21 protein-coding genes and 1 riboswitch are annotated in these 17,748 nt (G+C 65.6%); of the genes, 10 read left to right on the top strand and 11 right to left on the bottom strand.

All coding sequences use genetic code 11. The features are described from left to right. The 5 genes from R5H29_RS21910 to R5H29_RS21895 form a co-directional block, all read left to right on the top strand. On the top strand, positions 1-214 hold a 214-nt coding region (locus R5H29_RS21910; RefSeq protein ID WP_332329834.1), incomplete at its 5' end, for an autotransporter outer membrane beta-barrel domain-containing protein. 378 nt (positions 215-592) lie between these two features. Then, positions 593-1,141, top strand: coding sequence for a hypothetical protein (locus tag R5H29_RS21905; protein WP_155028946.1), 549 nt, complete (start codon positions 593-595; stop codon positions 1,139-1,141). 63 nt (positions 1,142-1,204) lie between these two features. Then, positions 1,205-1,651 carry a DUF805 domain-containing protein gene (locus R5H29_RS23040; protein ID WP_155028945.1) on the top strand — a complete coding sequence of 149 codons (447 nt, stop codon included), beginning with the start codon at positions 1,205-1,207 and terminating at the stop codon, positions 1,649-1,651. A gap of 452 nt (positions 1,652-2,103) precedes the next feature. After that, positions 2,104-2,514: a hypothetical protein gene (locus tag R5H29_RS21900; RefSeq protein WP_332329833.1), complete on the top strand. Its 411-nt coding sequence runs from the start codon at positions 2,104-2,106 to the stop codon at positions 2,512-2,514. Positions 2,515-2,643: 129 nt separating this feature from the next. Beyond that, on the top strand, positions 2,644-3,015 hold the full coding sequence (locus tag R5H29_RS21895) for a DUF805 domain-containing protein (RefSeq protein ID WP_134731592.1): 372 nt from the start codon (positions 2,644-2,646) through the stop codon (positions 3,013-3,015). A gap of 146 nt (positions 3,016-3,161) precedes the next feature. Here the strand turns inward: R5H29_RS21895 and thiL are convergent, their stop codons facing one another. The 5 genes from thiL to R5H29_RS21870 all read right to left on the bottom strand — a co-directional run bounded on the left by thiL (position 3,162) and on the right by R5H29_RS21870 (position 7,048). Further along, complete coding sequence (gene thiL, locus R5H29_RS21890) at positions 3,162-4,124, bottom strand: thiamine-phosphate kinase (protein ID WP_332329832.1); 963 nt, start codon at positions 4,122-4,124, stop codon at positions 3,162-3,164. Between the two features lie 125 nt (positions 4,125-4,249). Beyond that, positions 4,250-4,729 (bottom strand): transcription antitermination factor NusB, encoded by a 480-nt coding sequence (gene nusB / locus R5H29_RS21885; protein ID WP_005408062.1) that lies wholly within the window; start codon positions 4,727-4,729, stop codon positions 4,250-4,252. After that, entirely contained in the window at positions 4,726-5,193 is a 468-nt protein-coding gene (gene ribH, locus R5H29_RS21880) for a 6,7-dimethyl-8-ribityllumazine synthase (protein WP_005408061.1), read from the bottom strand. The genes nusB and ribH overlap by 4 nt, the downstream gene beginning before the upstream one ends. A 131-nt stretch (positions 5,194-5,324) precedes the next feature. Then, the gene (gene ribB, locus R5H29_RS21875; protein ID WP_021204342.1) at positions 5,325-6,425 is read right to left on the bottom strand and encodes a 3,4-dihydroxy-2-butanone-4-phosphate synthase; all 1,101 of its coding nucleotides are present in this window, start codon (positions 6,423-6,425) and stop codon (positions 5,325-5,327) included. Then, complete coding sequence (locus R5H29_RS21870) at positions 6,422-7,048, bottom strand: riboflavin synthase (RefSeq protein ID WP_021204341.1); 627 nt, start codon at positions 7,046-7,048, stop codon at positions 6,422-6,424. Before R5H29_RS21870 ends, ribB begins: the two co-directional genes overlap by 4 nt. A gap of 76 nt (positions 7,049-7,124) precedes the next feature. Continuing rightward, positions 7,125-7,270: riboswitch (FMN riboswitch) on the bottom strand. Between the two features lie 187 nt (positions 7,271-7,457). Here R5H29_RS21870 and R5H29_RS21865 point away from each other — a divergent pair. The 3 genes from R5H29_RS21865 to R5H29_RS21855 all read left to right on the top strand — a co-directional run bounded on the left by R5H29_RS21865 (position 7,458) and on the right by R5H29_RS21855 (position 9,639). Next, positions 7,458-8,081, top strand: a complete 624-nt coding sequence (locus R5H29_RS21865; protein ID WP_019661039.1) for an outer membrane beta-barrel protein — start codon at positions 7,458-7,460, stop codon at positions 8,079-8,081. A gap of 152 nt (positions 8,082-8,233) precedes the next feature. Continuing rightward, complete coding sequence (locus R5H29_RS21860; RefSeq protein WP_171953418.1) at positions 8,234-9,118, top strand: hypothetical protein; 885 nt, start codon at positions 8,234-8,236, stop codon at positions 9,116-9,118. Positions 9,119-9,252: 134 nt separating this feature from the next. Continuing rightward, positions 9,253-9,639 (top strand): hypothetical protein, encoded by a 387-nt coding sequence (locus R5H29_RS21855; protein ID WP_171953417.1) that lies wholly within the window; start codon positions 9,253-9,255, stop codon positions 9,637-9,639. A 25-nt stretch (positions 9,640-9,664) separates the two neighbouring features. Here R5H29_RS21855 and ribD read toward each other — a convergent pair whose 3' ends face one another. The 6 genes from ribD to R5H29_RS21825 all read right to left on the bottom strand — a co-directional run bounded on the left by ribD (position 9,665) and on the right by R5H29_RS21825 (position 14,388). Continuing rightward, a complete protein-coding gene (gene ribD / locus R5H29_RS21850) occupies positions 9,665-10,750 on the bottom strand; it encodes a bifunctional diaminohydroxyphosphoribosylaminopyrimidine deaminase/5-amino-6-(5-phosphoribosylamino)uracil reductase RibD (protein ID WP_164144873.1) in 1,086 nt (361 codons plus the stop codon). Between the two features lie 120 nt (positions 10,751-10,870). Then, positions 10,871-11,392 carry a transcriptional regulator NrdR gene (gene nrdR, locus R5H29_RS21845; RefSeq protein WP_019661036.1) on the bottom strand — a complete coding sequence of 174 codons (522 nt, stop codon included), beginning with the start codon at positions 11,390-11,392 and terminating at the stop codon, positions 10,871-10,873. Between the two features lie 144 nt (positions 11,393-11,536). Beyond that, complete coding sequence (locus R5H29_RS21840; RefSeq protein ID WP_021204335.1) at positions 11,537-11,986, bottom strand: hypothetical protein; 450 nt, start codon at positions 11,984-11,986, stop codon at positions 11,537-11,539. 27 nt (positions 11,987-12,013) lie between these two features. After that, positions 12,014-12,433, bottom strand: a complete 420-nt coding sequence (locus tag R5H29_RS21835) for a hypothetical protein (RefSeq protein WP_111098850.1) — start codon at positions 12,431-12,433, stop codon at positions 12,014-12,016. Between the two features lie 65 nt (positions 12,434-12,498). Continuing rightward, positions 12,499-13,752 carry a serine hydroxymethyltransferase gene (glyA, locus tag R5H29_RS21830; RefSeq protein ID WP_019661033.1) on the bottom strand — a complete coding sequence of 418 codons (1,254 nt, stop codon included), beginning with the start codon at positions 13,750-13,752 and terminating at the stop codon, positions 12,499-12,501. Positions 13,753-13,911: 159 nt separating this feature from the next. Continuing rightward, positions 13,912-14,388 (bottom strand): RcnB family protein, encoded by a 477-nt coding sequence (locus tag R5H29_RS21825; protein ID WP_019661032.1) that lies wholly within the window; start codon positions 14,386-14,388, stop codon positions 13,912-13,914. A gap of 252 nt (positions 14,389-14,640) precedes the next feature. Here R5H29_RS21825 and ettA point away from each other — a divergent pair, with 252 nt between their 5' ends. Beyond that, a complete protein-coding gene (gene ettA, locus R5H29_RS21820; protein ID WP_005415249.1) occupies positions 14,641-16,305 on the top strand; it encodes an energy-dependent translational throttle protein EttA in 1,665 nt (554 codons plus the stop codon). 124 nt (positions 16,306-16,429) lie between these two features. Continuing rightward, positions 16,430-17,746 (top strand): NCS2 family permease, encoded by a 1,317-nt coding sequence (locus tag R5H29_RS21815; protein WP_332329831.1) that lies wholly within the window; start codon positions 16,430-16,432, stop codon positions 17,744-17,746. Positions 17,747-17,748: the final 2 nt, after the last annotated feature.

Here is a 17,748-nt window from a genome sequence, read left to right as displayed (position 1 = left end):
GGCCAACTGGTACCGCGACGGCGCCAGCAACGGCATGGCGTTTGATGATGAAGCACTGAAGGCCAGCGTGCCGCGCAACCGCTACGAGTTGAATGCCGGCGCGCGCGTGGACTTCCGTTCCGGGCTGAGTGCGTGGGGTGGCTTCGGCGTGATGCGGGGTGACCATGGGTATCGCGAAGCCACGGCCAATCTGAGCATGTCGTACCGCTGGTAATGTAGAAACATGCACGGCGCCGGATGATTCCGGCGCCGTTCTTGTATTTCGGCACCGGACTTGGATTGAAAGGCCCTCAGGCCATCTCCTGCCGACGGGGAGCCACACTTTCCTCAGTGATCACATGACGTCAACGTTTCGCCTGAAGCGCCCCCCTACGCGTGAGAGAGGCCATGACTCATAGCCCGCCTCTGGGGATGCCCACGATTCAACCGCGACAACAACCCACTGTCGCTTCTGACCTTGAGCGCCGCACGTCTCCGCTCATAGACTCGCGTCCCACTGGATCCCCGAGTGCGGAGTCGTGCATCGCAGCACTTCTTGGCCCATCTATCCACGCCAGGCTTCAGCCATCTTCCCTAGCCACTGGTACCTCACATGAAATGCGCGACCAGCCTCTTCCTGCTTCTATCTATTGGCCTTCTTACGGCATGCGATGCCCGCCCGCATACGCGCGGCTACGTTTATCCAAATGACCGCTATCTGGAGGAAAACGTAGCGAAGTGGAACAGCACGGTCGGCACGGTGAACACGTGGAACGACGGCCCATGGGCGGAAGAGTTCTATGAAGCAATCGATAACGGGGATGATCTCTCCAAGTTTCGCTTTCGACTTCAGAATGCACACAAGGACGCCATTGAGAGGCGAACCGCTGCAGAACGCATGACACATCGCTCCGAGGCAGCGGATCTGCACCAGCATCTACTCACATCACTGCAGAGTGTCGAAGACATGTTCTCGATCATGGTGACCATGGCAGAGCTGCCAGAAGGCTACACCACCGAGCAATCCACATCGATTCTGGCTCGCTTGGAACCCGCCATCGAGCGCATGGATACAAACCTTCAGAAGCTGAGTGACGCCCAGGACGCCTTTGCCAAGTCAGAGAAGATCCAGCTCACGACAAGCGATCCCACCCGTCGCTAGGACCGATTCACCAATCGGCCCGACGGCGTTGAAGACGGGTCAATATGCAACTTGTTGCATCGCATGCTCAAGACAGGGTCGATACGCTCGGCGACCGGCCCATCATCCATCTTCAATATGATCAGTCTTGCACTACGCCCCTTTCGTCTTTTCGCCTGTTTCAAAGGGCGATCATCACGACGCGAGTTCTGGTTCTTCTTTCTTCTTCAGGTCATGGTTAGCCTGTCGATCATCGGTATCGCCGCATACAGCTCCCGCCGATTTCCGCCTGGCGCCCTGGGAGAAGGCATGCGATTGAACGATCTGCTTGCATACGTTTGGTTTGGCTACATCGTGTTCAGCCTCGTCCCGTTCTACGCGCTTGTCGCGCGCAGATTTCGGGATCTCGGACAATCTGGGTGGATGTGCCTTACATTGATGATCCCTGCCGTCGGACCCGCCTTTGTACTGCTTCAAATGCTTCGCCCTGGTCAGGAGGGCGATAACCTTTATGGACCAGCACCACGCTAGATCCGTTTTCGTATTTTGTAGAGCCGGGTACACGCTCGGCTGCACGTGACAAGCCGAGCATAGGCTCGGTTCTACAGGTGATGTCGCGGTCTGCACGCATTGACGGCTTTCGCCGCGTCGCCGCAAACATTCGTATTTTTTCTACTTTCCAACTTTTCTCATTGGCAGCATTGGCGCTGCGTGCAAATGATGGACCGCCACCGACAACGGGTGGCACGGGCTTCCAATCCCGTTAGGTTGATGTGTTGGTTACGCTTGCCTGCCGGCGTCGCTCTTTCCTTGTTGGGTGGCGTCGGCAGGCATTCTGTCCGCGCTTACATGGCGGGCGGTGCGTGGGGGCCTCGTGCCCGCCGGCGTTTCTACATCGACCTCCGGTATTGGAACCATGCACCGTCCGCCACCCTCGCTGTTAAGCGGGGTGGCTCCTTCGTCACATGCACAAGGAAGCCGCCATGACTGCCACACACTACCCGTTCCTGTTCGCCACCCTCGGCGAGGCCGTTAACGTGCTGCCCGAAGCCGTCGCGCGCGCATTGGAGACCACGCTGAGCGCCACGCACGGCAACACTGTGCCGGCCAGCACCTCGTTATTGGCGTGCCTGCAGCGCATCCGCCAAGTGGATGCCGCCGACGGCCAGCCCTGGCCAGAGAAGGGCCGCACATCCGGACAGCGCATGGCCATGGCCCGCGCCAACCGCGCCAATGCCGGCCTGACGTTGCTACTGGAACTGCTGCATGCCACCGAACGCGTGCGCGTGGATGGCGATGAAGATCAGCAGGTAGGCGACGACGTGCGCGAAGGGCTGCTGCTGGCCTGCCGCGGGTTGGCCGAGTATGTGGATGTGCAGTTGCACGCGACTTGAGCAGCGCGCGTTCTGAACTGCGGAAGAGCGCTCAGTTCCGTATTGCACGGTTCGCGATTACAACAAATCTGATGGCCGACCTATCGCGCTGGCGCGGATAGTTCGCACTTCTTCTCAGGGAGTGTACCGATGCACAAGATGATGGTTCCGCTGAAGCGCTATACGCAGTTCAGTGGACGCGCCAGCCGCAGCGAGTACTGGTGGTTCCAGTTGTTCATGATGATGTTCACCATTCCGTTGAACGTGCTGGGCTTCATCGCCGGGTACACCAACTCCACATCGCTGGCGCTGGTTTCGTCCGGGCTGATGTTGGTGGTTTGGCTGACGCTGGCGCTGCCACTGATCGCGGTGACCATTCGCCGGCTGCACGATACCGATCGTTCGGGCTGGTGGTTGTTGCTTGGGCTCGTGCCGATTGCCGGCCTGGCCGTGCTGGTGTTCATGCTGCTGCCCAGCACGCCGGGTGATAACCGGTTTGGCAAGCCCGTTCCGCACGTTTAAGGGGGCGCCGGGCAATGCCCTGCGTTCCCGTTTGCCACGGCCCCGCCTTGTTAGGTGTCGACCTTGGTCGATACGGAGTAACGCCAACCAAGGTTGGCATCTACCACAGCAGCGCGGTAGCGCCGGGCCATGCCCGGCGTCTTCGCTCAGGCGAAGTGCTGGTAGCCGCCGTCGGCGGCTTCGCCATCCACGTGCACGCCCTGGCCTTCGGCAATGCGGCCGATGCGGGTGAGCGGCACGTCCAGCGATTCGGCCAGGTAGTGCAGCGCGTCGCGCTGATCGGCGGCGGCGGTGAAACACAGCTCGTAGTCATCGCCACCGCGCAATGCGCAGTCACGCGCACCGTCGCGGCCGAGCAGATCGCGCAGCGCGTGCGAGATCGGCAGCGAATCGGCATCCACGTGCGCGGCCAGGTTGCTGCGCGTGGCGATATGACCGAGGTCGGCCAGCAGGCCGTCGGACACGTCCACCGCCGCGTGCGCGAAGGCCCGCAGGCGCAGGCCGAGGGTGACGCGCGGCGTCGGCCGCAGCAGGCGCAGGCGCAGGCTTTCGTAGTCGGCCAGCAGCGTGGCGGTGGCGATGCTCAACGCACCTTGTTGCCACAGGCGCAGCGCGCCGGCGGCATTGCCCAGCGTGCCACTGACCCAGATGTCATCGCCTGCCTGTGCGCGGTCGCGCCGCAGGGCCTGGCCACGCCCGACCTGGCCCATCGCGGTCACCGACAGCGACAACGGACCGCGCGTGGTGTCGCCACCGATCAGCGCGATGTCGTGCTGGTCGGCCAGGGCGAAGAAGCCATCGGCGAAGGCCTCGATCCAGTCTTCAGACGCTTCCGGCAGTGACAGTGCCAGCGTGCACCACGCCGGGCGCGCGCCCATCGCGGCCAGGTCCGACAGGTTGACCGCCAGGGTCTTCCAGCCGATGTCGAAGGCCGGGGTTTCCACCGGGAAGTGCACGCCGCTGTTGAGCGTGTCGGCGGTGACCACCAGTTGCTCGTTGGCGCGCGGCTGCAGCAGCGCGGCGTCGTCACCGATGCCGAGCAGGATGTCGTCGCGCTCGAGGGTACGGGCGCGGATGCGTTCGATGAGGGCGAATTCGGCCAGGGACATGGGGCGTTCTACTTTCATGTAGAGCCGAGCCATGCTCGGCTGCAGTTCGATCACGCGCCGCACTGCCGGACGCAACCGTGCGCTGCACGGTGAGCCGAGCATGGCTCGGCTCTACAGGAATCGGGTCAGTGACCCGATTCGACCTTGCGCCATTCCACGGCGGCACGATCCAGCACGCCGTTGACGTAGGTATGGCCGTGTTCGGAACCGAAACGCTTGGCCGATTCGATGGCTTCGTTGATCACCACGCGGTATGGCACGTCCAGGCGGTAACGCAGCTCGTAGGCGGCCAGGCGCAGCACGGCGCGTTCGATCGCGTCCACTTCTTCGATGCCGCGGTCCAAGTACGGGCCGAGCGCTTCGTCGATGTCGCGACGGTTGTCGAGCACCCCGTGCAGCAGCGCCTCGAAGTAGGCCAGGTCGGCAATTTCGCGGGCCTGCTCGTGGGCGAACTGGGCGATCAGCGACTGTGCGTTGCCGCCGGAGATCTGCCAGGCGTAGATGGCCTGCACGGCACGACGGCGGGCGCGCGAGCGCAGCACCGGATCGACGCCATCGCGACGGACGGGTTTACCGGAGGGCTTGCCCTGGGTGTTCTTGTTCATGGCAGCTGCTCCAGAAGATTGACCATTTCCAATGCGGCGAGTGCGACTTCCTCGCCCTTGTTGCCGTGGCTGCCGCCTGCGCGGGCCTCGGCGTCTTCAACGCGTTCCACCGCCAGCACGCCGTTCAGCACCGGCACGCCGAAATCCAGCTGCACGCGCATCAGGCCTTCGGCGCAGCGGTCGGCCACGTGTTCGTAATGACGGGTATCGCCACGGATCACGCAACCCAGGGTGAGGATGGCGGCGTGTTCGTGGGCGGCGGCCAGGCGCGCGGCCACCAGCGGCAGCTCCCAGGCACCCGGCACGCGGATCACGTCGATGTTGGCTTCGGTGATGCCGTTGCCGGCCAGGCTCTGACGGGCGCCAGCGACCAGCGTGTCGGTGATGCGGGCATTCCAGCGGCTGGCCAGGATGGCGAAGCGCGCCGATTCGGGAGTGCGAAGATCGCCTTCGAAGTGGCTCATATGCGGCTTGGGGACTCGATAAGGGGGTAATTCTAGCGTGGATGGGCCCCGGCCGTGGCTGGCGGAGGCCCAGGGCTGTGCCGACCAACGGTCGGCACCCACCCGAGGTAGGGCATGGTCGGCACTACCCATTACAGAGTGACCGTCTCCACCACTTCCAGGCCGTACCCGGCCAGGCCGATCTGGCGGCGCGGGGTGCCCAGCACGCGCAGCTTGCCCAGGCCCAGGTCGGACAGGATCTGTGCGCCGGCACCGTTGCGGCGCCACTGGCCCACATCCTTGTCCTTGCCCGGCACCACCGGTGCCGGCTGCTGGCGCAGGCGGGCCAGCAGGGCTTCGCCGTCGCGTGGGGCCGACAGCACCACCATCACGCCCGCGCCTTCGGCATCGATCGCACGCAGGGCATCGGTGGCCGCCACGCCAAAGTCGTCACGGCGCCAGTGCAGCAGGTCGGCCAGCGGGTTTTCCACCTGCACACGTACCAGGGTCGGGGTGTCCGCGTCCGGGGTGCCGCGGACCAGAGCGAAATGCAGGTCGTGGGCGATGCGGTCGCGGTAGGTCACCAGCTTGAACGGGCCGAATTCGGTGTCGATCTCGCGCTCGTCGACACGTTCAACGGTCTTTTCGGTAGCCAGGCGGTAGGCGATCAGGTCGGCGATGGAGCCCATCTTCAGGCCGTGCTCGCGGGCGAACACTTCCAGCTCCGGGCGGCGCGCCATGCTGCCATCCGGGTTCAGGATCTCCACCAGCACGCCAGCCGGCTCCAGCCCGGCCAGCATGGCCAGGTCAACGCCGGCTTCGGTGTGGCCGGCGCGGGTCAGCACGCCGCCCGGCTGGGCGATCAGCGGGAAGATGTGGCCCGGCTGGTGCAGGTCCGACGGCTTGGCGTTGGGCTTCACCGCGGTGCGGATGGTGTGCGCGCGGTCATGTGCCGAAATGCCGGTGGTGACGCCCTCGGCGGCCTCGATACTGACCGTGAAGTTGGTCTGGAACTGCGCGGTATTGGCCTGCACCATCGGCGCCAGGCCGAGGTCGGCGGCGCGGGTGCGGGTCAGCGGCAGGCACACCAGGCCGCGGCCGTGGGTGACCATGAAGTTGATGTCACTTGCCTTGACCAGCTCGGCGGCCATGATCAGGTCGCCTTCGTTCTCGCGGTCTTCGTCATCGACGATGACCACCATGCGGCCCTGGCGGATGTCTTCCAGGATTTCCGGGATCGGGGCGAAATTCATGCGACGTCTCCCTGGGGGTGCTGACCGTTGGTCGGCACGCTGATCAGCCGCTCCACGTAACGGGCGACCAGATCGATTTCCAGATTGACCGCGTTGCCCACGCCGGTGGCGGAGAAGGCGGTGTTGGCTACCGTGTGGGGGATCAGGGCGACTTCAAAACCCTCATCGTCCACTTCGTTGACGGTGAGGCTGACGCCGTCCACGCAGATCGAGCCCTTCCTGGCGATGTAGCGGCGCAGCGAGGCCGGCGCGGCGAAACGCCAACGCTGGGCACGCGCGTCTTCGTGGATGGACAGGACCTGGCCAAGGCCGTCGACGTGGCCGCTGACCAGATGGCCGCCGAGGCGGTCGGTCGGCCGCATGGCGCGCTCCAGGTTGATGACCGCCCCTTCGCCCAGCTGGCCCAGCGTGGTCAGGCCCAGGGTTTCGGTGGAGGCATCGGCTTGGAAGCTGCTGGCGTCGAATGCGATGACGGTGAGGCAGACGCCGTTGATGGCAATGCTCTCGCCCATCTGCACGTTGTCGAACGGCAGGTTTCCGACATTGAAGGTGAAGCGGACATCGCCGCCGATGGATTCGCGTGCGGCCAGACGGCCGACGCCTTCGATGATTCCAGTAAACAAGAAACGTTCTCCGCGAAAAGTGAGCGAAAAACGCCGCAAGGCAAACAGGCGGGCGCAGGGCGCGAAGGCCCTGTGGCACCGTCTTCTTTCATCCGGACTATGACCGTCGGCTCCGGCATTGGACCGGATCTGCTGACCCCCGGCCGTGGGCCGGAGCGCTCGCGGGCTCGTGCTTGCGCACCTACCGCCGGTGGGGAGTTGCACCCCGCCCTGAAGACGTTTGTGTACCGGCGAACCGGCGTGGCCAGTGTACCAGCCCGGGCTGAACGGGGCTGGATGCCACAGCTGTGACGGCCGTCGCTCGCAATTTGTAAAACTTTCATTAAAATTCGCAGCGGACGACATGAGGTCGCCCACGGGTAGCCGAGAGGGCTGGCCCGCCAATGGACTGAAATTCACAGGAATTCCCATGCGCAAGATGCTGATCGTGGCCGCCCTGCTGGCCGCCGCCCCGCTCTCGGCCTCGGCCGACGCCCTGAGCTACACCTACGTCGAAGGCGGTTGGACGCAGGTCAAGGTTGACGACAACGCACTGGACGACCCGAAGGTCGACGGCGGCTACCTGCGTGGTTCCGTGGCGATCGCCGAACAGGTCCATGTGTTCGGTGGTTGGACCTACGCCAGCAAGTCGTACAACTACGACTACGGCTCCTACAAGCTGAAGCTGAACCAGCCGGAGCTGGGCATCGGCTACCACATGCCGTGGACCGACCGCGTCGACTTTACCGCTGACGCCGCCTGGGTCCGCCAGCAGGCCGAAATCACCGTCAACTCCGATTTCTACGGTCGCCTGCGCAACAAGGACCACACCAACCTGGGCCGCGTCACCATGGGCATCCGTGGCAAGCCGTCGCGCATGACCGAAGGTTGGGTCAAGGCCGGTTACATGGACGGCGGCAACAACTTCAAGGGCACCTGGGTCGGCACCGTCGGCGGCCAGATCAACTTCACCAGGACCTGGGGTCTGGTGGGCGAGATCTCCGGCTACCGCGACGTCACCCAGTACTCGGCCGGCGTCCGCGCCAGCTTCTGATCCAACGATCGCTCCTCGTCGTGCGATCGAACGGGCCCCGCAAGGGGCCCGTTTTTTTGGCCGGGGTACACCGCCATGTGACCTCTGGCCGCCATCGAAAGTAGTGCTGGATGCGCTAGGCTTGCGCGCCTCTGGAACAGGAAAACACCGTCATGAAGACCCCCACCCGTACCCTTCTGGCCAGCGTGCTGCTGTGCGCCCCGCTGATTGCCAGCGCTGCACCGGCCCAACTGGCACCCGAGCAGGCCTTCGACCTGTATGCGCGCGTGCTGCTGGAGGACGATGCCACCGCCACGCGCACGCTCAACGACGCACTGAAGCCGGCGTTCGAGGGCCAGGATGCCGTGACCCCCAACCCGGGTGCGCTGGCCAAGGCCTTGGCCGAACCCTGGCAGACGGTACTGGCCAGCACCGGCGCCAAGGTCGACGCTGCGGGCACCGAAGCGCTGTATGCCAAGGCGCTGCGCGATTCGAAGTGCCGCGCGACCAAGAGCGTGATCGAAGACAACGAATACGTTGAAGACCAGAAGCTGGCGCGGATCAGCTACAGCTGCCAGGTGCCCGACCTGGGCAAGGTCCGCCCGCTGTTCGCCGCCAGCCTGGCCGACGATGCCAGCCCGGCCGCGCGCAAGCAGTTCACCGATGCCTATACCCAGGCACTGCTGAGTGGCATGCGCGTGCCGGTCAACGGCACCTTCACCCTGTACCCGGCCAAGGACAACGGCTACTGGTACAGCGGTAATTTTGACGATCTGGTGGGCACCGTAGCCGGTGCGCTGGCGCCGTTCGAGGACTGGATGCAGGACGCGCAGGCGGCCAACGCGCCGAAGGTGACCGGCGTTCCGGATTGCGACCTGTTGCTGCAGCAGCACCGCGCCTGCGTGGCGAAGATCGCGCCGGACCAGATCAGCGGCGTGGATGCGATGGCCGAGGAACTGAAGGCCAAGGCGCAGGTGAAGTCAGCCGATGAGATGACGCAGGAGTGCAAGGCGCTGCGCCCGATCGCCGAAATGATGTGGACCGACGAATGCGCGTAAGCGCGAGCTAGAGCCGGGTCCACGCTCGGCTCATCGTTACCTGCGGCAACGGCGAGCGCACTTTCAGAACCGTTGCATGGCCTTGCGCGGCCCGCATGGTCAATGCTGTTGCCCTCTTCCACCGGGGCAACCGCATGAAACATCGTACGACGTCGACTACCGTCATGCTGCTGGCGCTGATGGTGAGTGGGCAGGCCGAAGCGTACAGACCCAAGACCTTCATCGTCCGTCCATCGGTTGCCTTCGAGTCGAACCAGCTACGTGACAGGGACATCGATGCACAGCTGAGCGAGAACGACGACTGCCGCGCCTTCCTGCAGTACCACGATCGATGTGCACCGACGGTCCTGCCGGACGAGTACGACGACGGCATCAGCCGCCGCAGACTACGGTCGAAGTCGACAGAGCTGGCGGGGGAAGCGCTCAGTGCCTACTGCCGCGACCTGCACGTGCTGTGGAAGCAGCAGTGGAAAGAACAGTGCCCCGCCTACGAAGACGAGGACGAGGACAAGGGCACCTGACGACGCCGGAGATACCGCCATTCCCTCACGGCCGCAGCAGCAGCCTGATGTCCTCGCCGACCTGGCGCTGGTCAACCACCCGCAGGCGGCGCTGCTGGTCCATGCCATCGATGCCGAGGCCGGTCAGCAACGGGCGTCCGCCGTCGCCCAGCAGTGTGGGGGCCTGGTACAGCAGCAGCTCGTCCACCCAGCCGCCGCGCAGCAAGGCACCGGCCAGCGTCGCGCCGGCTTCGGTATGCACTTCGTTGATACCGCGTTCGGCCAGCAGGGCCAGCACCGCGCCCAGATCCAACCGTCCCTCTGCGCTGGGCACGCTGGCGAATTCGGCGTCGGCCGCATCCGGCGCGCTCACCGCCGCATCGTGCAGGTACAGCGTCGGGGCCCCGCCTTCGCGCACGCGGCTGCATTCGAGCGAACGCAGGCGCGAATCGAGCACCACGCGCAGCGGTGGCATCACCTCGGTATCGGCCAGGCGCACGGTCAGCATCGGGTCGTCGGCAATCACGGTGTCGGCGCCGGTCAGGATTGCACCCGCACGTGCGCGCCAGTGCTGCACGTCTTCGCGCGCGGCCGGCCCGGTAATCCACTTGGAGCTGCCATCGGCCATCGCGGTGCGGCCATCGAGGCTGGCGGCCAGCTTCACCCGCAGCCACGGGCGGTTGCGCTCCACGCGCGACAGGTAACCCTTGTTGAGCTCGCGCGCCTGTGCCGCCATCAGCCCTTCGGCGACGTCGATGCCGGCATTGCGCAGCAGATCGAAGCCACCGCCATCGACCTTGGGGAACGGATCGCGCATCGCCGCGACCACACGCGACACGCCCGCTTCGATCAGTGCCAGCGCACACGGTGGCGTGCGCCCGTAGTGCGCGCAGGGTTCCAGGGTGACGTAGGCGGTGGCGCCACGGGCGTCGCTGCCGGCCTCGCGCAGCGCGAACACTTCAGCATGCGGGCCACCGGCGCGCTGGTGCCAGCCCTGCCCGACCACGCGTTCGCCATGGGCGATGACGCAGCCGACCATCGGGTTGGGACGGGTGGTGTAGGCAGCGCGCACGGCCAGGCGCAGCGCGTTGGCCATGTGCAGGTGGTCGAGGGCGGAGAAAGGGGTGGTCATGCGGCCATGGTAACGCCGCCGGTGTGGATCCATGCCGTCAGTGCCAACCAACGGTTGGCACCCACCAGTGAATGCGGCCACCGGTGCCCCCCAAGGTTGGCACCCCCAAGGCAGAGGCAGTCAGCCTTTCTTTTTCTTGGTCAGGGCAATCACATCGCCCAGCAGCTGCAGCTGTTCGGTACTGGCCGGCAGCTCGCGCTCGAGCTTCTCGATCTCCTCGCGGAAATCGGCCACGTCCTCGAAGCTGCGGTACACCGAAGCGAAGCGCACGTAGCCCACGTGGTCGAGCTTGCGCAGTTCGTTCATGACGAACTCGCCAACCTTGATCGAGGGCACTTCGCGCTCGCCGCTGATACGCAGCTGGTGCACCACCGCACGTACCGCTGCTTCGATCTTTTCTTCGGGCACCGCGCGCTTCTGCAGCGCGCGATCGAACCCCGCGCGGACCTTGCGCTGGTCGAACGCTTCGCGGGTGCCATCGCTCTTGACGATGGCCGGCAGCTTCAGCTCGACCGTTTCCAGGGTGCTGAAGCGCTCGCCGCAGGCTTCGCATTCCCGCCGACGGCGAATCGTCGCGCCGTCTTCAGAGACGCGCGAGTCGATGACCCGGGTATCGGCATGTTGGCAGAAGGGGCAATGCATGGAACGCCTGGCTCAGGGAGCAATTGCCATGGTCATGGCAGCGTCGCAAAGGTACCTGAGAAAGGGCGCCGCAGCAAATGCTGCCTGCGCGGAAGCGCCTGCATTCTGGCTACCCAGCGTGTCCGGCGAGGTCGGATGCCCGGCTCAACCGGGTGCGGGTGGCGGCGATGCCATGCGTGCCCAGCGCAGCCACGCCAAGTGCCCGGACATCACCAGTAGCGGCGGGCCAAACCCGAGGAAGCCCAATGTCGAGATCTCGCCATTGCTGATCGTGGAGTACAGCGTGGCGACGACCACGCCCGATGCGGCCAAGCCACCCAACGCCAGGCCGACCCAGGCCATGACCGGTGATTGGCGAAGGCCGGCAACACCGCGCCACAGGAACAGCCCGCTCAGCCACAGCCACGACAGCAGGCCGATGATGCCGGCCGACGACCACAGCAGCAACAGCGTGTACTCGTCGCCCGTCAGGTACTTGCCGTCCCATACGGCCATCAGCCCCAGCACGGCACCCGTGCCGCCTGCCGCCACGGTGGGCAGGCCCACCAGCAGGCCGGCGATCGCCATCCAGCGCTTGTGCAGGCGCTCATCCATGCGTTCGATGTCCTTCCATGGGCCACGTCATGCCCGGCGCTTGATCCACACCAGCATCGCAGCCGGCACCAGCATCGACGGGCCCAACAGCAGCAGGGCGATGCCTTCGGCGTGGACGGTGCTGCTCCACCACAGCGCCAGCCCCAGCGGGGGCACGGCGGCAAGACCGCCGGCCAGCAGCATCCACCACCAGAGGCGATGCACCTGCAGCCCGGCACGCCCCTGCAGCAGATACCCGGCGCTGAGCCACAACCAAGCCAGGCAGCCGGCAATGCCGGCCAGGCCCCACAGCGGCATCACGGTCACCGCAGCCAGCGTGCCATGGCCGAACTGGCCCAGCCCCGTCAGCAGCAGCATCAGTGCCGCAACGCCGCCGGCCACCAGGCTGGGCAGGCCGAACAGCACGGCCAGGGTGGCGTACAGGTATTTGAGGCGGCGCTCATCCATGCGCGATCGCTGCAATGCCGGGGTCAGAGCCCTTCCCTGCGGGAAGAGGTCCGACCCCAACCCGATCAGCCGTAGACCGGGTACTTGCGGCACTGCGCGCTGACGGCGTCGCGCACGCGGGCAATGACAGCGTCGTCGTTCGGTGCATCGAGCACGTCGGCAATCCAGTTGGCCAGGTCCACGCAGTCCTGTTCGACGTAACCACGGGTGGTCACCGCCGGGGTACCCAGGCGCAGGCCCGAGGTCACGAACGGCGAACGCGGGTCGTTCGGCACCGAGTTCTTGTTGACGGTGATGTGGGCCTTGCCCAGCGCGGCTTCCGCGTCCTTGCCGGACACGTCCTTGCCGATCATGTCCACCAGCATGAGGTGGTTCTGGGTGCCGCCGGAGACGATCTTGTAGCCGCGCGCGATGAGCGTGTTGGCCATCGCCTGGGCGTTCTTCACCACCTGCTGCTGGTAGGTCCTGAAGGCCGGTTCCAGCGCTTCCTTGAAGGCCACGGCCTTGCCGGCGATGACGTGCATGAGCGGACCGCCCTGGATGCCCGGGAACACGATCGACTGCAGCTTCTTGACCAGGTCTTCGTCGGCGCCCTTGGCGATGATGATGCCGCCACGCGGGCCGCGCAGGGTCTTGTGGGTGGTGGAGGTCACCACGTGGGCGTGCTCGAGCGGGCTCGGGTAGACGCCAGCGGCGACCAGGCCGGCCACGTGGGCCATGTCGACGAACAGGTAGGCACCGACCTTGTCGGCGATGGCGCGGAAGCGCGCCCAGTCGATCACCTGCGAATAGGCCGAGAAGCCGGCAACGACCATCTTCGGCTTGTGCTCCAGGGCCAGGCGCTCGACTTCGTCGTAATCGATCAGGCCCTGGTCGTTCACGCCGTACTGCACGGCGTTGAACAGCTTGCCCGAGGCATTCACCTTGGCACCGTGGGTGAGGTGGCCGCCGTGGGCCAGGCTCATGCCGAGGATGGTGTCACCCGGCTGCAGCAGGGCGAAGTACACGGCCTGGTTGGCCTGCGAGCCGCTGTGCGGCTGCACGTTGGCGTAGTCGGCACCAAACAGCTGCTTGAGGCGGTCGATCGCCAGCTGCTCGGCAATGTCCACGTATTCGCAGCCGCCGTAGTAGCGCTTGCCCGGGTAGCCTTCGGCGTACTTGTTGGTCAGCTGGCTGCCCTGGGCTTCCATCACCGCCGGGCTGGTGTAGTTCTCGCTGGCGATCAGCTCGACGTGGTCTTCCTGGCGCTGGGTTTCAGCGGCAATGGCCTTGGCCAGTTCGGGATCGTAGGATTCGATGCGGACGTCACGCGGGAACATCGGGTACTCCAGCAGGCAGGGAAAGGGGTACGGCTCAGCCCCTGATTGTAGCCCCGCACCGGCCCGCCGGGGCCGAAAAGGACGGGGCCGGCACTTCCGAAGGAATCCGGCCCCGTGCATGCCAGTGGATCCACGCCATGCGTGGACGTGGCCGCCGGCTCAGCGGCTGTTGATGATGTAGTCGGCGATGATGCCGGTTGCCACCGCCACCAGCAGCATGTTGCCGCGGTCATCGCGGATCCAGTGGTGCCCATGCGGCGGGCGGCGCAGGTGGTAGCGCGGGTAGTCGTTCACCACGTAGATCGGGCCACGGTAGTAGTCGCGGTAGCGGTGGCCGACCTTCCAGCCGTAGCCCGGGCCATAGGCCGGTCGATAGACCACGCGCGGCGGCGGTGCCGGGCGGTAGTAGCGGTCATGGTCGCGGTGCCAGTCGCGGCGGTCGCGTTCCCAGTCGCGCCGGGCCTCGCGGCGGTCGCGTTCCCAGTCACGGCGGTCCTGTCGCCACTCGCGGCGGTCCTCGCGCCACTCGCGGCGGTCGTGGCCGCGGCGGTGGTCGTTGTCGGCGAAGGCGGGAGCCACGGCACCGAGCGCCAGCACAGAGGCCACGGCGCTGGCCATTACTCGATTGATGCGCATGTCAGACCTCTGTTTGGGTGGTGGTGAGCCCATATTGCGCAACCGATCTGAACCGTTTCCGGCTGGAAACGCTTCCCGCTGCAGGACTGTGACGGAGTATTCAGGCCACGGCCAGCCGGCGCCCCTGCGCCGGGCGCGGCCCGGAACCGGTTCCGGCTATAATTGGCGGTATTCCATTCCAGTCTGTGCCCGCTGCCGCAACGGGATGTTCCCGTGACGGGTCGGGTGCAGGGCCGCGCCTACGGAGACCTCATGTCGTCGCAATACATCTACACCATGAACCGCGTGTCCAAGGTGGTCCCGCCCAAGCGGCAGATCATCAAGGACATCTCGCTGTCCTTCTTCCCGGGTGCCAAGATCGGCCTGCTGGGCCTGAACGGCGCCGGCAAGTCCACCGTGCTGAAGATCATGGCCGGCGTGGACACCGATTTCGAGGGCGAGGCCCGCCCGCAGCCGGGCATCAAGGTCGGCTACCTGGCGCAGGAACCGGAACTGGACCCGAACAAGACCGTGCGCGAGTCGGTCGAGGAAGGCGTGGGCGAAGTGCTGCAGGCGCAGGCTGCGCTGGAAGCGGTGTATGCCGCCTACGCCGAGGAAGGTGCCGACTTCGACGCGCTGGCCAAGGAGCAGGAGCGCCTGGAGGCGATCCTGGCCGCCGGTGATGCGCATACCCTGGAAAACCAGCTGGACGTGGCCGCCGATGCGCTCCGCCTGCCGCCGTGGGATGCCAAGATCGCCAACCTGTCCGGTGGTGAAAAGCGCCGCGTGGCGCTGTGCCGCCTGCTGCTGCAGAAGCCGGACATGCTGCTGCTGGACGAACCGACCAACCACCTCGACGCCGAGTCGGTTGAATGGCTGGAACAGTTCCTGGCGCGCTACACCGGCACCGTGGTGGCCGTTACCCACGATCGCTACTTCCTGGACAACGCCGCCGAGTGGATCCTGGAACTGGACCGCGGCCGCGGCATTCCGTGGAAGGGCAACTACACCGAATGGCTGGTGCAGAAGGATGAGCGCCTGAAGCAGGAAGAAAACCAGGAAAAGGCCCGCCAGAAGGCGATCCAGAAGGAACTGGAGTGGTCGCGCCAGAACGCCAAGGGCGGCCGTTCCAAGGGCAAGGCCCGTCTGGCCCGCCTGGAAGAGCTGCAGTCGCAGGATTACCAGAAGCGCAACGAGACCAACGAAATCTTCATTCCGCCGGGCGAGCGCCTGGGCAACATGGTGATGGAGTTCAAGAACGTCTCCAAGAAGTTCGGCGACCGCCTGCTGATCGACAACCTCTCGATGCTGATTCCGCCGGGCGCGATCGTCGGCATCATCGGCCCGAACGGCGCCGGCAAGTCGACCCTGTTCAAGATGATCACCGGCCAGGAAAAGCCGGATTCGGGCGAGATCGTGATCGGCCCGACCGTGCAGCTGTCCTACGTGGACCAGAGCCGCGACAAGCTGGAAGGCAACCACAACGTCTTCCAGGAAATCGCCGGCGGCCTGGACATCCTCAACATCAACGGCATCGAGATCCAGTCGCGCGCCTACATCGGCCGCTTCAACTTCAAGGGCCAGGACCAGCAGAAGATGGTCGGTTCGCTGTCCGGTGGTGAGCGTGGCCGCCTGCACATGGCCAAGACCCTGCTGCAGGGTGGCAATGTGCTGCTGCTGGACGAACCGTCCAACGACCTGGACATCGAAACGCTGCGTGCGCTGGAAGATGCGCTGCTGGAGTTCCCGGGCAACACCTTCGTGATTTCGCACGATCGCTGGTTCCTGGACCGCATCGCCACGCACATCATCGCTTTCGAAGGCGACTCGCACGTGGAGTTCTTCCAGGGCAACTACCGCGAGTACGAGGAAGACAAGAAGCGCCGCATGGGCGACGACGCTGCGCCGAAGCGCCTGCGCTTCAAGGCGCTGAAGTAAGGCAACCGGAAAGGCCGCGCTCGCGCGGCCTTTCTCCTTTCGGTAGGTCACCACCGTTGGTGGTGACGCTTCAAGGCGTACCGACCAACGGTCGGTACCCACCACCAACGGGTCGAGATTCCCCATGTCCCTGTTCGAGCGCCTGTTCCAGCTGCAGCAGCACGGCACCACCGTGCGCACCGAGCTGCTGGCCGGTGTCACCACCTTCCTGACGATGTCCTACATCGTCTTCGTGAACCCCGAGATCCTCGGCACCACCGGCATGGACGCCGGCGCGGTGTTCGTGGCCACCTGCCTGGCTGCTGCACTGGGTTCGGCGGTGATGGCGCTGGCCGCCAACTTCCCGGTCGGCATGGCACCGGGCATGGGCCTGAACGCGTTCTTCGCCTTCACCGTGGTTGGTGCTGCCGGCCTGCCGTGGCAGCAGGCGCTGGCGGCGGTGTTCATCTCCGGCCTGGTGTTCCTGGTGCTGTCACTGACCGGCGTTCGGGCATGGCTGGTATCGGGCATTCCTTCGTCGCTGCGCTCGGCCATCGTGGCCGGCATCGGCCTGTTCCTGGCGATCATCGCGCTGCAGAAATCCGGCGTGATTGTCGGCAATGAAGATACGCTGGTGGCACTGGGACGGTTGAACACGGCGCCGCCGCTGCTGGCACTGGCCGGCTTCCTGCTGATCGCGGTGCTGGAAGCGCGCCGCGTGCGTGGTGCGATCCTGATCGGCATCCTGGCGGTGACCGGCGCCGGCTGGGCATTGGGCGATGTGCAGTACCAGGGCCTGGTTTCGCTGCCGCCGAGCCTGGCGCCGACCTTCCTGCAGCTGGACCTGCCGGGCCTGCTGCACCACGACGGTGGTGCGCCGATCGCCGTATTGCTGCAGGTGGTGCTGGTGTTCGTGCTGGTGGAAGTGTTCGATGCCACCGGCACGTTGTACGGCGTGGTCGGTCGCGCCGGCCTGCTGAAGCTGCCCGGCGCGCAGAAGCGTTTCGGCCGCGCGCTGCTGGCCGACAGCACCGCCATCGTGGCCGGTTCGGTGCTCGGCACCAGCAGCACCACGGCCTTTGCCGAAAGCGCCTCGGGCGTGCAGGTGGGCGGCCGCACCGGCCTGACCGCATTGGTTGTGTCGGCACTGTTCCTGGCCGCGCTGCTGTTCTCCCCGCTGGCGTCGATGGTGCCCAGCTATGCCACCGCACCGGCGCTGCTGTTCGTGGCCGGCCTGATGCTGCGCGAACTGGTGGAGGTGGACTGGAGCGACCTGACCGAATCGGTGCCGGCCGCGCTGTGTGCGCTGGCAATGCCGTTCACCTACTCCATTGCCAACGGCCTGGCCTTCGGCTTCATCGCCTATGCCGCGCTCAAGGCGGGCACCGGCCGCTGGCGCGAAGTGCATCCGGCGGTGTGGCTGGTGGCGGTGCTGTTCACCCTGCGCTACGCGCTGGAATGATG

The sequence above is a fragment of the Stenotrophomonas sp. A3_2 genome (genome assembly GCF_036624925.1).
In the GTDB taxonomy this organism is placed as follows: Bacteria; Pseudomonadota; Gammaproteobacteria; order Xanthomonadales; family Xanthomonadaceae; genus Stenotrophomonas; species Stenotrophomonas hibiscicola.
Note: the sequence above shows the minus strand (reverse complement) of the source record. Positions and strands in the feature narration are given on the sequence as shown.

Excerpts from the sequence above, each read along its gene's own strand:
- R5H29_RS21905 (WP_155028946.1), top strand. The coding sequence starts at position 593 with ATGAAATGCGCGACCAGCCTCTTCCTGCTTCTATCTATTGGCCTTCTT.
- R5H29_RS23040 (WP_155028945.1), top strand. The coding sequence starts at position 1,205 with ATGCTCAAGACAGGGTCGATACGCTCGGCGACCGGCCCATCATCCATC.
- R5H29_RS21900 (WP_332329833.1), top strand. The coding sequence starts at position 2,104 with ATGACTGCCACACACTACCCGTTCCTGTTCGCCACCCTCGGCGAGGCC.
- R5H29_RS21895 (WP_134731592.1), top strand. The coding sequence starts at position 2,644 with ATGCACAAGATGATGGTTCCGCTGAAGCGCTATACGCAGTTCAGTGGA.
- thiL (WP_332329832.1), bottom strand. The coding sequence starts at position 4,124 with ATGTCCCTGGCCGAATTCGCCCTCATCGAACGCATCCGCGCCCGTACC.
- nusB (WP_005408062.1), bottom strand. The coding sequence starts at position 4,729 with ATGAACAAGAACACCCAGGGCAAGCCCTCCGGTAAACCCGTCCGTCGC.
- ribH (WP_005408061.1), bottom strand. The coding sequence starts at position 5,193 with ATGAGCCACTTCGAAGGCGATCTTCGCACTCCCGAATCGGCGCGCTTC.
- ribB (WP_021204342.1), bottom strand. The coding sequence starts at position 6,425 with ATGAATTTCGCCCCGATCCCGGAAATCCTGGAAGACATCCGCCAGGGC.
- R5H29_RS21865 (WP_019661039.1), top strand. The coding sequence starts at position 7,458 with ATGCGCAAGATGCTGATCGTGGCCGCCCTGCTGGCCGCCGCCCCGCTC.
- R5H29_RS21860 (WP_171953418.1), top strand. The coding sequence starts at position 8,234 with ATGAAGACCCCCACCCGTACCCTTCTGGCCAGCGTGCTGCTGTGCGCC.
- R5H29_RS21855 (WP_171953417.1), top strand. The coding sequence starts at position 9,253 with ATGAAACATCGTACGACGTCGACTACCGTCATGCTGCTGGCGCTGATG.
- ribD (WP_164144873.1), bottom strand. The coding sequence starts at position 10,750 with ATGACCACCCCTTTCTCCGCCCTCGACCACCTGCACATGGCCAACGCG.
- nrdR (WP_019661036.1), bottom strand. The coding sequence starts at position 11,392 with ATGCATTGCCCCTTCTGCCAACATGCCGATACCCGGGTCATCGACTCG.
- R5H29_RS21840 (WP_021204335.1), bottom strand. The coding sequence starts at position 11,986 with ATGGATGAGCGCCTGCACAAGCGCTGGATGGCGATCGCCGGCCTGCTG.
- R5H29_RS21835 (WP_111098850.1), bottom strand. The coding sequence starts at position 12,433 with ATGGATGAGCGCCGCCTCAAATACCTGTACGCCACCCTGGCCGTGCTG.
- glyA (WP_019661033.1), bottom strand. The coding sequence starts at position 13,752 with ATGTTCCCGCGTGACGTCCGCATCGAATCCTACGATCCCGAACTGGCC.
- R5H29_RS21825 (WP_019661032.1), bottom strand. The coding sequence starts at position 14,388 with ATGCGCATCAATCGAGTAATGGCCAGCGCCGTGGCCTCTGTGCTGGCG.
- ettA (WP_005415249.1), top strand. The coding sequence starts at position 14,641 with ATGTCGTCGCAATACATCTACACCATGAACCGCGTGTCCAAGGTGGTC.
- R5H29_RS21815 (WP_332329831.1), top strand. The coding sequence starts at position 16,430 with ATGTCCCTGTTCGAGCGCCTGTTCCAGCTGCAGCAGCACGGCACCACC.